Below are 15,112 nucleotides of genomic sequence, written 5' to 3' on the forward strand. Positions count from 1 at the left end.
TTCGACTGCGCTCAGACTGACATCCTCCCTTTCCTCCATCCTCCCTTTCCTCCCTTTCTTCCATCCTCAAATCAATGCGCTTCCAGCCAGTTGGCGCCTACGCCAATGCCTGTTTCCATCCGCACCGCCATCGGGATCGCATTTCGCATTAACTCATCGACCTTCTCTTTCAACAAATCAATTTCGCTGTAATGTGCATCGAAAACCAATTCGTCATGCACTTGCAGGATCATGCGCGATTTGAGCTTTTCCTTTGCCATAAAATCGTGGATATTGATCATCGCGACTTTAATCATATCGGCCGCAGAGCCCTGGATCGGGGCGTTGATGGCATTTCGTTCGGCATAGCCGCGGTTGGTCTGGTTCCGGGAGTTAATATCCGGCAGATACCGGCGGCGGCCGAGGATGGTCTCTACATACTCGCGCTCACGCGCGTCGTTTACGACCTTGTCCATATAGCCCTTCACAGCGGGGAATTCCTCGAAATAGGCTCGGATGATCTCACTCGCTTCCCCGCGCGGGATGCCCAGGCGCTGTGCGAGACCGAACGCAGAAATGCCGTAAATGATACCGAAATTGACCATTTTGGACTTCCGGCGCATATCGGAAGTCACTTCCTCTAAGGGCACTGCAAAAACCTTGCTGGCCGTGGTGGCGTGAATGTCGCGGCCCTGGTTGAATGCCTCCGTCATACTGGCGTCGGCACTGAATGCCGCCATAATGCGTAGCTCGATCTGCGAATAATCCGCGGAAAGGATTTGGAATTCGTCGGTATCCGGCACGAATGCTTTGCGAATCTCGCGTCCGCGCGGCGTGCGGATGGGGATGTTTTGAAGGTTCGGGTTGGTGGAACTCAGACGCCCGGTGGCCGCCACCGCCTGGTTATAAGAAGTATGAATGCGGCCCGTGCGGCTGCTTACCATCGTCGGTAATGCATCGACGTACGTCGATTTTAGTTTTTGTAACTCGCGGTAATCCAGTATTTTACGGGCAATAAGGTGATTCGCTTCCAGGTCGGAGAGGATTTCCTCACCCGTCGCATATTGGCCTGTTTTCGTCTTTTTCGGCTTGTCGATCAGCTTCATTTTCTCAAACAACACCTCTCCAAGCTGCTTCGGCGAGCTGATATTGAACGATTGCCCGGCCGCTTCGTAAATCTCCGATTCGGTCTGGCGGAGGTCGGATTCCAGCACGCCCGACATTTCTTTCAATGCATTGATATCCAGCCTCACGCCGGTATTTTCCATCGAGGCCAGCACTTTCGTCAACGGCATTTCGACTTCGTGGAAAAGTTTCGCTGCATTCACTTTCGGCAGTTCGCGGCTGAAAATCGCATTGAGCTGAAACGTAATGTCGGCATCTTCGCCTGCGTATTGTGTGATCTCGGGGATCGCTACATCGCGCATATTGCCCTGTTTGCCGCCTTTTTTGCCAATCAGCTCCGTGATCGACACCGGTTCGTAGTTCAGGTAGGAAGCTGCCAGGATGTCCATTCCATGGCGCTTATCGGGTTGCAGCAGGTAATGCGCCAGCATGGTGTCGCTCAGCTTGCCGTGGACTTCAATGCCGTAGTTTTTCAGGACAAGCAGGTCATACTTGATGTTCTGGCCAATTTTTTCAATATTTTCATTCTCAAAAACGGCCCGGAAGTGCTCCACGATTTCCTGCGCTTTTTCGCGGTCGGCAGGCACCGGAATGTAGAATGCTTCGCCGGCGAAGTAGGAGAACGAAAGTCCTACGAGCTCTGCGTCGGTGGTATCCAGCGAGGTCGTTTCGGTGTCGAAACAGAATGCTTCCTGCAAGCCCAGATAATGCGAGAGACTGGTCATCAGTTCGGGCGTATCCACGGTATGGTAGCGGTGGAAAGTATTGGCAATAGTCTTTTTCGACGTCGGAATGCGGATACCTTCTGTGTCTTCGGTGAGCTCGCCGTCGGCAAGGTCGCCGCTGACGACCGCTGGCTGCTGACCAATTTCTTGTGCTGGATTACCGAAAATGTCGAGCTGGTCCTTGTTGACGGTTTTGCGTGCTTGCGGGGCACCTGCACGTCCTCCAGGGGCCGGAGCTCCGAGCGATCCGCCAGCAGCTGTCGTTGAGCCGCCGCCTACGCCGAGGACACGGGTTTTTAATGTTTTGAATTCGAGTTCATCAAACAAATCGGCGATGAGTTCTGCATTCGGCGAGCAAATGGTGAGGTCTTCGGCATCGAACGGCACGGGCACTTTGCAATCGATCGTTGCAAGTTGCTTGCTTAATATGGCCTTATCGAAGTTCTCGCGGACTTTTTCGCCAAGTTTGCCTTTGATTTCGTCGGCGTGTGTGATCAGGTTTTCGATTGTATCGTATTCCTGGATCAGCTTCTGGGCCGTTTTCTCTCCCACACCCGGTATCCCCGGTATGTTATCGACGGCGTCGCCCATGAGGCCGAGGATGTCGATCACCTGGTCGATGCGCTGGATCTGCCAGCGGTCGAGTATTTCCTGAACACCCAGCACTTCGGCGCCCTTGCCGAGGAACGCGGGCTTATAAATGTGTACGTATTGTTCGACCAATTGCCCGTAATCTTTATCGGGCGTCATCATGAAAACCTCGAAACCTTCCCGCGACGCTTCTTTGGCAATGGTGCCGATAATGTCGTCGGCCTCGTACCCGTCCAGTTCGAGAATGGGAATGCACATGCCTTTCAGCAGGCGCTTTACGAGCGGGATCGCCACGGTGATATCCTCCGGCTGCGCTTCGCGCTGGGCCTTGTATGCCTCAAATTGCACATGGCGGAATGTAGGCGCGGCGGTGTCAAATGCAACGCCGATATGGGTAGGTTTCTCTTTTTGCAGTACTTCGAGCAGTGTGTTGGTAAAGCCGAAAACGGCGCTGGTATTCAGTCCTTTTGAAGTGATGCGCGGCGCCTTGATAAATGCGAAATGCGCCCTGTATATCAAGGCCATAGCATCCAGAAGGAACAGCTTGTGAACGGGTTTTTCCATGAGGTAAGTTTATGATCGAAACTCAAATATAATGCAACTATGGGGACGGACAGGGTTTACCGGCGGTTTTTTGTGGATTTGCAGAACAAGTATTGTAAGGATGTTACTATCGGTATTAATTAAAAGTTTCATGCTTTTTAAAAGAATTATACTAATCAATAGCAACTGTTGTCTTTATTTGCATTAAAAGTATAGTACTTTATATAAGTTTTAATATGTTTTAAAGTATTAAAAGAATTATATTTTAAGTATTAACAACTAGTACTAAATAGTTTAAAAGTGCAAAGCATTTCATTTACACTCCCTTATAAAAATAATTGAAAGTTAGATACTTTAAATACATACTATCATATTAAAAGTATTGTCCTAATATCATTGCGTAACCTCCTCACTGACGACTAAATAACTGATAATCAGCTACACTGAAACCGTCCCCATATATGCGAATTATTTTCTTACTTTTAGCTGTTGTCATTTTTTCGTGTAACCAAAATAAACCCGTGAAACAAGCATATCAATGGCCGGGAGCCACACCACCCGTCGCCGAAAAGAAAGACCATGAAACCGGAATGCATGGCGACCAACGCAACGATGAATATTACTGGATGGGCGATTTCTTCCGTGAAGGTCCCGACAGCGATAAAGTAGTCGAATACCTGAATGCCGAGAACGCCTACACCGACACGATGATGGCCGGCACGGCGAAATTTCAGGAAGCGCTGTTTGCGGAGATGAAGGGGCGCATTAAGGAAAAGGATGAGTCGGTGCCGGTGTTCAGCAATGGGTACTGGTATTACACCCGGAGCGAGGAAGGTGAGCAGTATTTCAAATATTGCCGCAAGAAAGATTCGCTCGAAGCCCCGGAAGAAGTGCTGCTCGATGTCGACAAAATGGCCGAAGGACATTCCTATTATTCTGCGGTCGGTTTCAATGTAAGTCCGGATAATAAGTTGTTGGCATACGGCGTGGATACCGTTTCGAGAAGGCAATACACCATATACATTAAAAATCTGGAAACCGGCGAGCACTATGCCGATACAATTTACCCGGCCAGCGGTGGTTCCGAATGGGGAAACGATAACAAAACGCTTTTTTATACGGCTACCAACCCCAAAACGCTGCTGAGTGAAAAGATCAAACGTCACACGCTCGGGACGGAATCGAAGAAGGATGTGGTGGTTTATAATGAGAAGGACAAGAGCAATTATATCGGAGTAGGGAAGACGAAATCGGAGAAATACATTGTGATCGCGTCGTCGGCCACCATGTCATCGGAATACCTGATCCTGGACGCAGACAAGCCGGAGGGCAAATTCGAAGTGTTCCAGCCACGGATGAAGGACGTTTTATACGATGTGGATCACCAGGGAGATAAGTTCCTGATAGTCACCAACAAAGACGCGTTGAATTTCAGGCTGATGGAAACGCCCGTGACCCAAACTGGTGTCGAAAACTGGAAGGAAGTAATCCCGAACCGCGCCGATGTGCTACTGGAAGGAATTGATGTTTTTAAGGACTACCTGGTAATTACCGAGCGGAAAAACGGCCTTTTGCAGCTTCGTATCCGCGATATCAATACCAATTCCGAGCATTATGTGGATTTTGGCGAACCGGCCTACACCGCTTACGCCGGCTCGAACCCCGAATACAACAGCTCGAAGCTGCGCTATGTTTATACTTCACTCACAACACCGAGTTCGGTGTACGATTACGACATGGAAACTCGCAAGAGGGAGCTGAAAAAGCGCCAGGAAGTGGTGGGAGGGTACAACCCGGAGGAATATGTCACGGAACGTTTGTATGCGACCACACGCGATGGCGTGAAAGTGCCTGTTTCGGTGGTTTACAAGAAAGGCACGCCTAAAAGTGCCGAAACCCCGCTTTTGCTGTATGCCTACGGCTCATATGGCAACAGCATGGACCCTGCTTTCAGCAGCACGCGCCTGAGCCTGCTCAATCGCGGGTTCATCTATGCGCTCGCACACATACGAGGCGGACAGGAAATGGGCCGGCAATGGTATGAGGACGGTAAGATGTTTAAAAAGAAGAACACATTTAATGACTTTATCGACTGCGCGGAGTTCCTGATCAAGGAGAAATTCACGTCGCCGGCGCATTTGTTTGCCGAGGGCGGTAGCGCGGGCGGCCTGCTCATGGGGGCGATCAGCAACATGCGCCCCGATCTCTGGCGGGGGATCATAGCGGATGTGCCGTTTGTGGACGTTGTTACTACCATGCTCGATGAGAGCATTCCATTGACAACCAACGAATTCGACGAGTGGGGGAACCCGAAAAAAAAGGAATCGTACGACTACATGAAGTCCTATTCGCCGTATGACAATGTAGCGAGAAAGGCTTATCCCAACATGCTCATTACTACCGGATTACATGACAGCCAAGTGCAATATTTCGAACCCGCCAAATGGGTAGCGCGCCTCCGAACGCATAAAACGGACCACAATGTACTGCTGCTAAAAACAAACATGGAAGCCGGCCATGGTGGCGCTTCGGGGCGGTTTGATTACTTGAAGGAAATTGCGTTGCAGTTCGCGTTTATGTTTGCGTTGGAAGGGATCGGGGAGTGACGTTGTCACCCTGATTTCTATGATAAAACCAAGTGATCTTGATAGGTTGCTGGTTTATCATAGAAATCAGCATGACGTTATGTTCATCCTCAGGCCCCAATCGCCTGCTCTACATCCGCAATGATATCGTCGATATGCTCGATACCCACGGAAATGCGGAGTTGTGTTGGTAGTACTCCGGCGGAAATTTGTTCTTGCTCAGAGAGTTGCGAATGCGTTGTAGATGCAGGGTGGATGATGAGCGTTTTGGCGTCGCCTACGTTCGCCAGGTTACTGATCAGTTTCAGGTTATCGACAAAATGCTCGGCGGTTTTCTTGTCACCTTTCAATGTGAATGACAAAACGCCTCCAAAACCGCGTGTGAGGTACTTTTTCGCGAGCTGGTGGTATTTGTTTCCTTCCAGGCCGATATAGTTCACGCTCTCTACTTTCGGGTGATTTTCAAGCCATTTCGCGAGTTTCAATGCATTCTCCGCAATGCGCTCCACTCTGAGGGACAGGGTTTCAAGCCCCTGCAGGAACAGAAACGAATTGAATGGCGACAGCGACGGGCCCCAGTCGCGCAGGCCTTCCACGCGGGCGCGGATGATGAACTGAATGTTGCCGAACGGCCCGCCAATGCCGAAAACATCGTTCAAAATAAGGCCGTGGTAGCTTGGGGAAGGCTCGGTAAACTGCGGGAACTTGCCATTGCCCCAGTTGTAAGTACCCGCATCGACGATCACTCCGCCGATGGAAGTCCCATGTCCGCCGATCCATTTCGTGGCCGACTGCACTACCACGTGTGCTCCGTGCTTGATAGGCTGGAATATCGCCCCGGCAGCACCGAATGTGTTATCGACGATCAACGGCAGGTCATGCTTGTTGGCAAGCGCAGCAAATGCCTCAAAATCGGGCACGGAATAGCTCGGGTTACCGATCGTTTCAAGGTAAATGAACTTCGTTTTTGCATCGATCAGCTTTTCGAAGCTGCTCACATCGTCGCCATCGGCGAAACGCGCTTCCACGCCGATGTTTTTGAACGAATTTTTGAACTGGTTATAGGAACCGCCGTACAGGAATGATGTGGTGACGAAATTGTCGCCGACGGTAGTAATGTTGTTAATCGCCAGAAACTGGGCAGAATGCCCCGAGCCGGTGGCCAATGCTGCCACACCGCCTTCCAACGCCGCAACGCGTTTTTCGAAAACGTCGTTGGTTGGGTTCATAATGCGGGAATATATATTGCCGAACTCCTTTAATGCGAAAAGGTTAGCAGCATGCTCGGCGTTGTTGAACACGTAGGAAGTGGTCTGGTACAAAGGCACTGCCCGCGAATTGGTTACAGGGTCGGGCTGTTGTCCGGCATGAAGCTGCAAGGTCTCAAATTTCATCTGGCTTGAACGTTTAAAGTGGATAAAGCCCAAATGTATCAAACTAAATGATATTACTCTATGAAAATTATAGTCTTTTGCTTGCCGGATAATAAATAGGATTTTACTGGGGGAGACTTTAAGCTTCGATCAGTCCCAGCAGATTCGCGCATTGCACGCTGAGCTCGTTAAGCGTATGCGCATCGGTTACACGACCGTCCGCGATTTTCCCTTTAACGTTTGGAATCGAAAGGGCAGAGGCTTCATTCTTTTGGGTACCCAATGCGGTTAAGGTTAGCAACAACGACGCCAACGCATTATTACCACCCGAATTGAGCGGCGAGGCGCTGATGGCTGACACCGGTTTGTCGTTTAGGTCGCCGGAGCCGACGGTCCAGTCCAGTGCGTTTTTGAGCGTACCGGGGACGCCAAATGCATATTCCGGCGTGCATATTACGACGGCGTTGGCTTGGTTAATGGCAGTTTTAAACCGTATCACCGCCTCTGTATCGACAAGGCCCGGACTGAAATGCTCGATTTCGCCCAGGCCTTCGAAAATTTCAAATGTGGTGTCGGAAGGCAAAAGGCTTCCCAAGGTTTTCAGGATGATGGTATTGGTAGAATCGGCGCGCAGGCTACCCGAAATCCCCAGAATGTGAATGCGTTTCATAACCAGCATTACAAATACTGGGGCGGACAGGTTTCCGCGGCTGCCAATTTATTTAGCCATAACATTATAAAAATTGTAATCCGTCATGGGAGCGTCCGTGAAACCGAGGTTGCGCCCCATGGTGATGATCTGCCCGCGGTGGTAAGTGGTGTGGTTCACCACGTGCATGATGTATTCGAATTTCGGGAAGTTGCATTCGAACCACTGGCTTACAACCAGAGTTTCGCTCTGGATCTGTTCCGTGGACAGGCTTTCGATGTACTCCGCAAGCTCCTGAGATTGTGCTATAAGCGTATCAAATGTCGATTCAAGGTCTCCATCAAAATCCTGGCCGCTGTAATTGCTCCCCGGATTGATAATCGAGAGCCAGTAGCGCTGGGTTTCGAGCGTATGAATGAGCGTCAGCCGGATGGTTGAAAAGCTCGATTTTAGCTCCGTTTCGAGGATTTCGGCAGGTTTTGTGCGTAACCAGTTCACCAATGTGCAGTTGGCCCAATGGTTGTAATCTGCGAAATTTTTCATCGCATAAGCCAAACTTTTTTCTGCGGTCGGAATTTCAATTGTGGCTGACATAGCTTCTTTGTTTAAGTGCATTACAAAGAAAACACGTGCTTGTGACAGCCCTGTGTCAGCAGCATTCGTCAGTGGTTCAAATTTTCCGAAATTTTTTCGGTTAGCTGCCGCACGATCGATTTGAGCGACTCGGGTTCGAGAATGCAAGCCTCCGGGGCTATCATCATGTACCAGCGTGCGAAACCTTCGAGCGAGGGGCTCAGGAAAGTCATTTCAGTATGATCGTCCTTTTCCACCTCCGAAGCAAAGCCGTAAAAGTTCCTTTGTTCGCGTATGTAGCGCGCCACGCGCTTCTCTACACGTATGCGTACGAGGCGCATGTTGTCGTTTTCCCAACTGTCGTGCATGAAGTCTTTCAGCGGGGCATGCTGGTGCATGAACGGCTGGTCGGTAATGTCGCATTGCAGGATGCGGTCGGAACGGAAATTGCGGTAATCGTTGCGAAGGTGGCAGAATGCGATGGTGTACCAGTAATTGTTTTCATGATAAACACCCACCGGCTCGATAATCCGCTCCCCGGGCTCAGCGGCACTTAACGCGACATAAAGGATTTTGGCGATCTTTCTTTCGGAGATGCTTCTGAGCAAAATATCGAGCGTATTGCTGTTGGGCTGGTGAAATGCCCGTGGGCGACTCCGTACCTCAATATGGTTTTCCAGGTTCTCCACCATCGATTTCTCGGTACTTCTCAGCACCGCTTTGATCTTGTACATTGCCGCCTGATAATGCGATTGTGTCGAAAAATCGGTGAATTTCTCCATCAGTTTTTCGGCGGTAATGAATGTACGGGCCTCTTCCTTCGTAAACATAACGGGAGGCAGGCGATAGCCATCCATAATGGAATAACCGACGCCTGCCTCGCCTATAATGGGTACGCCCGCCTCCGCAAGCGAATTAATATCGCGGTACACCGTCCTCAGACTGATCTCGAAGCGTTCTGCCAGGTCCTGGGCTTTCACAATTTTACGGGATTGAAGCTGGATCAGGATGGCTGTAATGCGGTCGAAACGGTTCATGAGTGTCGGTGAAGTAATGTCCGGCACAAATTAAGGTTAAAGAACCGGTTCTCTCAAATTAAATGCCTCCGAAATCAATTGAAAGGATTTGATACGGTTTTCAAAAGTGTCGGCCATCGTGGAGACCATAATCTCGTCCGCATCAAAGTCGGTAGCCAGTTTCGTGAGTTGTTCTTTCACCGACTCCGCCGTCCCCGATACAATGCGGCCGCTATTGTAACGAATGCGGTCCATTTCGCCGAAATTGAATTCGTATTTGCGTACGGTTTCAGGATCGGGGAACGGCCCGAACTTGCCGCGCTCGAACTCCACGAGCACATAATCCATCATCTTGCGCATGGCCGCCGCCTGCTCCTCGGTTTCACCGCACAAGGTAAATACGGAGAGGATCACTTTGGGCTTGTCGAGCTGATCCGACGGGCGGAAGTTGCGTTTGTACTCTTCCACGACATCAGGCTTAACGAAGCCATTGATGAATTTCGCAACGGCCAGGCCCATGCCGAAACGCGCTGCTATATTGCTGCTGCCGCCGCTTGAACTCAGTATCCACTGCTCTGGTATAGTAGGCGATTGCGGCGAGGCATAGATAAATCCGCGGTCGGTCCCTGCCGTATCCCTGAAAAAATGCTGTAAATGTTCGAGCTGGCGCAGGTAACTGCTTTCGCTGAAATCATTGGACGGATTGAGGATGGAAGAAGTAATGCGGTCGGTACCGGGCGCACGGCCCATACCGAGATCAATACGACCCGGGTACAGCGTTTCGAGCATACGGAAATTCTCGGCCACTTTCAACGCGCTGTGGTTGGGCAGCATAATCCCGCCCGACCCGACGCGGATATGACTCGTAACGTCGGCCAGTTTGACCATCAGGACTTCCGGCGCGGAGCCTGCAATAAATGTGGAATTATGGTGTTCAGAAACCCAGAAACGGCTATAACCAAACTCTTCGGCCAGCTTTGCCGTGGTGATGGTTTCTTGGATGGCTTCCCGGACGCTTGACCCGTGTCTCACAACGGATTGGTCGAGAATACCCAGTTTGAAATGCTTCATACGATCGATGCGTGATTTGAAACATAACACGTCACACGCCGTTTGTATTCACTGTGGAAGGCTAAAATGTCCTTTCCGCAGGGATAGTAACGTTCGCAGGCGGGGTGGGGGAGGTCAAAGGACGCGGTCCCAGTAAGTGCTCCTGCCCAAAAGCGGGATGCCCACATAACTACGCACTTCCAATTTTTCTTTACGCAGTTTAATAAGACAATTGTAGGTTTTGCCGCTTCTGGGGTCGTACATTTTACCGTCGTCCCAAATGTCTTCGCTAAAGACGAAGTTGTTTAGCAGGTTTACGTGGAGCAGGTTTCGTCCGCGGAGCTTTTCATTCGAATTGCGGACGTCTTTCCGGGAGGTTTTGCCGTCGGCCTCAAATAGGTATTCGGACCAGAGCAGGCGGCCGAAATATTCGTCGCCGTTTTTGTATATCTCGATCCGGGTATCTTTTTCTTCATTGATCCACTCACCGACGATCTTATCCGCAACAATAATTTGAGATCCGGCAGGGCTGAAACTCGCGAAAAAAAATATTGTAAAAAGTATTTTATACATTCCTGTAACGTCCGTCGGGTTAATTGTTCTTGGTTGGGGGCTCTTAAAAATATGCAAGTTTAAAATTACGTCAACTTTACGCTGTTAACCGTTGTAAAAGAAAAAACTGCAATATTGAGGTTTTATGACACAAATCTATCGTTGGTTTTAAATTTAACAATGATAGATATATAACTTAACACTGTTAGGTAAATTGCCTTTTTACTATCGACGTCCTAAAATACAATTCTGCTCAATAGTTGGTGTGACAATATACAACAGTTTGGCAGATTTTGAAACAGAATTATTCCAAGACGCCATAGCAAACGCCGGTGTGACCAACGCCGATCTCTTGCCGCCGGTGCGTCGGCTCACATGAATATTGCAAAAGCTATTCCTGGCCGGAACTTGTATTTGCTGGTGATTTTTCCAAAGGCTGTCTACTGAAATGTCGATTTCGGGTATTGTTTTTTATAGTATTACTTCTCTCTTTTTTCATTTATTGTTTGTAGAATTGGGTTTAAACCGCATTTATATCATGAGTATTTCCAGTGCGCCTGTTCCTGCTAATGAAATGGAACGTCTGCTAGGCCTTTCAGAATTGGATATCGACTATTCGGATCATCAAGTTACCTTCCAAGACCTTGCGAAACTCGCTGCCAAAGTAGCCGGTACACGGATTTCCCTCGTGAACCTCATTGATTCATTAACACAGTGGACGATTTCGAATTACGGTCTGGATATCGATCAAATGCTCCGGGAAGACTCTGTCTGCCAATATACGATCATGGAATCCGAGCATTTTGAAGTGGGCGACCTCACCGAGGACGAACGTTTTAAGGATAAATTTTACGTCACCGGTGAGCCAAACGTTAAATATTATTACGGAATACCGCTTAAAACCGGCGATGGGCTGCAAATAGGTGCGTTATGCGTGCTTGATCAGGAACGTAAGACACTCGAACCTGAGAAAATTGAGCTCCTGAAGATTATTGCCGACGAGATCGTAGGCCGTTTGAAAACGCATAAGGTCCTGGAAAACTTGAAATCAAGGCTCCTGGAAGCTGGGCAGACACAAAAAAAGGTCGCGCATGATATACGCGGGCCTCTGGGAGGAATAGTTGGGCTGGCGCAAATTATCCGCGACCAGGGCGATCAGAACCGGATGGACGAGGTGCTTGAATTCATCAATCTCATCCACAAGAGTGGGAATTCTATCCTCGATCTGGCGGAAGAGATCCTGGGCTCACACAAGGAAAAAGGGACAACCGCCGGTTCGCCGCGTGCCTCCAACGGGCAGGGCTTTACGTTGGCAATCTTCAAAGACAAACTGGAAAAGCTTTATGGTCCGCAGGCTAAGCAAAAGAACATTCGTTTTCAGGTGAATACCAGCCCTTTAACAGAGAATATTCATTTCTCGAAAAGCAAATTACTGCAAATTACCGGCAACCTCATTTCAAATTCCATGAAATTCACACCTCCATTCGGCGAGGTAACGGTTGACTTACATTTGCTGATCGACCAGTTGAAGCCGGCACTGCGTATTTCGGTAAAGGATTCGGGCGTTGGGATTACTACGGAAAACATTCAGGCGATCGTGTCGGGGAATGCCTCGTCGACCAACGGAACCGGGGGCGAGCAGGGTTTCGGGTTCGGTTTGGCACTGGTGAAACACCTGGTCGATAGCCTGGGAGGAACGATTAGCATTAGTTCGCAGCCGGGAGCTGGTACCAATTTCGAGATCGATCTTCCACAGAATATTTATTGATCAAACGGCTGCGCTTTTTTGTTTTGTAGTCCATCCGTCGCCAACTTTGTCATCTTGTTTCACCTGGAAATTTACGTTTTGAAACTATACAAAGGACTTGTTGCGGCCACCGTTGAGGCATTGCAGGACATATTTGTCAAAAACCGGCAGGCTGACCGCGTCGTTGAGCAGTTGCTGAAATCCAACAAAAAGTGGGGCGCCCGCGACCGCGCGTTTATTGCTGAAAATGTGTACGAAATCGTGCGCTGGTGGCGGTTGGTCAAATACACCGCGCAGGTTGAAAAGGTCCGGGAAAGTGAAGATTTTTGGCGGCTGGCAGGTGTATGGCAGCTGATTAAGCCTATGCAGCTGGAAGGCCATGAAGCGTTGGAAACCCTGCCAGAGTGGCCTGAATTTGAAGGTATCGACCGGGAAGTGGTAAACCAGCGATACGCGGAGGGCCAGGCAATCCGTAAGATAGCACAATCCATTCCGGACTGGATCGATCAGACGGGCGAGACTGAACTCGGCGAACGGTGGCCGATAGAGCTGGCTGCGCTTAACAAAACCGCCCCTGTGGTTTTACGTGTTAATTCCTTGAAAGCGAACACAGAAACGGTGCAGGAGCAGCTAGGCTCTGAAATCACGGAAACCGTTCCAGGCTTGCCAGAGGCGCTGGCGTTGAAAAAGCGCATCAATGTATCGGGGCTCGAAAGTTTCAAAAACGGCTTTTTTGAAGTTCAGGACGCGGGGTCGCAGCTTATCGCGCCTTACCTGGACGTACACACCGGTATGTCTGTAATAGATGCATGTGCGGGCGCGGGAGGAAAAAGCTTGCATTTGGCCGCATTGCTGCGCAATACAGGCTCGGTCCTTGCGATGGACATCGAGCACCACAAATTGCAGGAATTGGAACGCCGCGCCGCACGAAACGGGGTTACCAATCTGACAACTATGGTTATCAGCTCCGACAAAGTCATAGAAAACCTTTCCGAAACCGCCGACCGGCTGCTGCTAGACGTCCCTTGCTCGGGCTTGGGTGTTTTAAGAAGAAATCCGGACAGCAAATGGAAGCTTAAACCTGAATTTCTGGAAAAAATCCGCAAAGTGCAGGCGCAGATCCTGGAAAACTATTCTAAAATGGTGAAGAAAGGAGGGAAAATGGTGTATGCAACGTGCAGTGTCCTGCCATCGGAGTCTGAGGAGCAGGTACGAGCATTCACAAAGCGTCATAAAGCCGACTGGCGGTTCGTTTCGGAGCACCGCACATCCCCCGCGCAGGACGGTTTCGACGGCTTCTATATGGCGCTGCTCGAACGGAAATAGCACTACATGGCCGAATGGACGGCAAAATACCATACCCAGGCGATCAGAAGGACCTGCATCGGAATACGGAACCACAAATAGGCTGGTCCCTTTCCATCATAGGTGCCCTTCTGATAATCGAGATGGTGATTGGCCGCGTAAATGTTGGCTGGAAGCAATGCGATGAAAAACAGCATCAGAAACACGCCAGTTGCATAGCGTGTGGCCGGAAAAAGCAGCGCGATTCCTGCCGCGATTTCCATCATGCCCGTGAGGAATACCATCTCTTTTTTGAATGGAACAAACGGCGGGATCATCATTTTCATCCCCTCGGGAAACTTGAAATGCCCCAATGCAGTGAATTGCAGCATCGCGCACATAGCGATATTACCGCTTAGCGTGTAGGCCGGGTCTCCGGAAATCGCCCAGGTAATGCCAAGGCTTGCCAAAAAAGTGGTGATCAGAACGATAAGTACTGCCATAGTTGATGAAATGCTTTTCCGGTGAAAGCGAGAAATGCATTCAACTAGTTCCGCAAAAGATGAAAGGCATGGTTTTTTCCTGATTACCCAAAATCAACAAACAAAACCATGGACTTTCAAAACCAATATGTACCTGCATTCCCCGTCGCTGAAATGCCTGACGATCAGCCGCCTGTACCCAGTTATCCCGACAAACCAGGCCAAATAGCCCCATTGAACCCGACGCCCGATGTACCAGGCACCGATGCACCGGAGGTCAATACCGGTTCAAGAATTGACAAAGACGCGCCGGCAGAGCCGACCGATGGGGACGAAGTGGGAGAGATCGAGTCTCAAAATCCCTGATGCGCTCTTACTGCGCTTCGACCAACTTCTTGATCTCGACGAGGATCGGGTTCCAGCCCTCACCATTGTTATATGAGTCCTGGTACCGTCTTTCGCCTTCGGCAACGGTGCTGTAATCGCCCTGCGTGACCTTTAAAAGAGTCTTTTCTCCTTGTGGAATAAGGTCATAGGTGACTTGCAGATAGTTTTCGGAGATATCGTCGATGGTCGAATGTGGGTCGATGGTAGTGTACCGCAGAAACTTTTCAGGTTCGATGTCCAGGATTTCGCCCTTAACCCAGATAATCTCCTTTCCTTCATGAATGCCTCTCCAGAGCAGCTCGCTTCCGACATTCCAGTCGGAAAGTGCCTCACAGCCAAACATATATTGTTTGGTTTGTTCGGGATTCACAAGGGCGTTCCACACGCGCTGCGCTGGCGCGTCGATGGTAATTTCGTTTTTGATGATGAGTGGTGTTTGCATGTCGTTTGG

13 protein-coding genes are annotated in these 15,112 nt (G+C 49.8%); 4 read left to right on the forward strand and 9 right to left on the reverse strand.

Features of this window, described 5'->3' with window-relative positions; translation table 11 throughout:
• Window positions 1-71: 71 nt before the first annotated feature.
• Window positions 72-2,984 carry a DNA polymerase I gene (gene polA, locus ACTJJJ_RS05105; RefSeq protein ID WP_188929954.1) on the reverse strand — a complete coding sequence of 971 codons (2,913 nt, stop codon included), beginning with the start codon at window positions 2,982-2,984 and terminating at the stop codon, window positions 72-74.
• A gap of 500 nt (window positions 2,985-3,484) precedes the next feature.
• Between polA and ACTJJJ_RS05110 the strand changes: the two genes are divergently transcribed.
• Window positions 3,485-5,569 carry a S9 family peptidase gene (locus ACTJJJ_RS05110; protein WP_262892326.1) on the forward strand — a complete coding sequence of 695 codons (2,085 nt, stop codon included), beginning with the start codon at window positions 3,485-3,487 and terminating at the stop codon, window positions 5,567-5,569.
• An 89-nt stretch (window positions 5,570-5,658) separates the two neighbouring features.
• Here ACTJJJ_RS05110 and ACTJJJ_RS05115 read toward each other — a convergent pair whose 3' ends face one another.
• From ACTJJJ_RS05115 to ACTJJJ_RS05140, 6 genes are all read right to left on the reverse strand, one after another.
• Complete coding sequence (locus ACTJJJ_RS05115; RefSeq protein WP_188929950.1) at window positions 5,659-6,942, reverse strand: O-acetylhomoserine aminocarboxypropyltransferase/cysteine synthase family protein; 1,284 nt, start codon at window positions 6,940-6,942, stop codon at window positions 5,659-5,661.
• Between the two features lie 118 nt (window positions 6,943-7,060).
• Window positions 7,061-7,591: an NADPH-dependent FMN reductase gene (locus ACTJJJ_RS05120; protein WP_188929948.1), complete on the reverse strand. Its 531-nt coding sequence runs from the start codon at window positions 7,589-7,591 to the stop codon at window positions 7,061-7,063.
• Between the two features lie 48 nt (window positions 7,592-7,639).
• Window positions 7,640-8,164 carry a DinB family protein gene (locus ACTJJJ_RS05125; protein ID WP_188929946.1) on the reverse strand — a complete coding sequence of 175 codons (525 nt, stop codon included), beginning with the start codon at window positions 8,162-8,164 and terminating at the stop codon, window positions 7,640-7,642.
• Between the two features lie 68 nt (window positions 8,165-8,232).
• Complete coding sequence (locus tag ACTJJJ_RS05130) at window positions 8,233-9,207, reverse strand: helix-turn-helix transcriptional regulator (RefSeq protein WP_440701609.1); 975 nt, start codon at window positions 9,205-9,207, stop codon at window positions 8,233-8,235.
• Window positions 9,208-9,216: 9 nt separating this feature from the next.
• Window positions 9,217-10,230 (reverse strand): LLM class flavin-dependent oxidoreductase, encoded by a 1,014-nt coding sequence (locus ACTJJJ_RS05135; protein ID WP_188929944.1) that lies wholly within the window; start codon window positions 10,228-10,230, stop codon window positions 9,217-9,219.
• 114 nt (window positions 10,231-10,344) lie between these two features.
• Complete coding sequence (locus ACTJJJ_RS05140; RefSeq protein ID WP_188929943.1) at window positions 10,345-10,782, reverse strand: DUF2147 domain-containing protein; 438 nt, start codon at window positions 10,780-10,782, stop codon at window positions 10,345-10,347.
• Window positions 10,783-11,299: 517 nt separating this feature from the next.
• On the opposite strand from ACTJJJ_RS05140, the gene ACTJJJ_RS05145 reads away from it, so the two are divergent.
• Window positions 11,300-12,529, forward strand: coding sequence for a GAF domain-containing sensor histidine kinase (locus ACTJJJ_RS05145; RefSeq protein ID WP_188929941.1), 1,230 nt, complete (start codon window positions 11,300-11,302; stop codon window positions 12,527-12,529).
• Between the two features lie 78 nt (window positions 12,530-12,607).
• Complete coding sequence (locus tag ACTJJJ_RS05150; protein WP_188932222.1) at window positions 12,608-13,834, forward strand: methyltransferase domain-containing protein; 1,227 nt, start codon at window positions 12,608-12,610, stop codon at window positions 13,832-13,834.
• 2 nt (window positions 13,835-13,836) lie between these two features.
• On the opposite strand, the gene ACTJJJ_RS05155 is transcribed toward ACTJJJ_RS05150, so the two are convergent.
• The gene (locus ACTJJJ_RS05155) at window positions 13,837-14,295 is read right to left on the reverse strand and encodes a DoxX family protein (RefSeq protein ID WP_188929939.1); all 459 of its coding nucleotides are present in this window, start codon (window positions 14,293-14,295) and stop codon (window positions 13,837-13,839) included.
• A 108-nt stretch (window positions 14,296-14,403) separates the two neighbouring features.
• Between ACTJJJ_RS05155 and ACTJJJ_RS05160 the strand changes: the two genes are divergently transcribed.
• Window positions 14,404-14,640: a hypothetical protein gene (locus tag ACTJJJ_RS05160; RefSeq protein WP_188929937.1), complete on the forward strand. Its 237-nt coding sequence runs from the start codon at window positions 14,404-14,406 to the stop codon at window positions 14,638-14,640.
• A 7-nt stretch (window positions 14,641-14,647) separates the two neighbouring features.
• Here the strand turns inward: ACTJJJ_RS05160 and ACTJJJ_RS05165 are convergent, their stop codons facing one another.
• Window positions 14,648-15,103 (reverse strand): SRPBCC family protein, encoded by a 456-nt coding sequence (locus tag ACTJJJ_RS05165; protein WP_188929935.1) that lies wholly within the window; start codon window positions 15,101-15,103, stop codon window positions 14,648-14,650.
• Between the last annotated feature and the right edge of the window lie 9 nt (window positions 15,104-15,112).

Origin of the sequence: Dyadobacter sp. 22481, from assembly GCF_052044875.1 — a bacterium.
In the GTDB taxonomy this organism is placed as follows: Bacteria; Bacteroidota; Bacteroidia; order Cytophagales; family Spirosomataceae; genus Dyadobacter; species Dyadobacter endophyticus.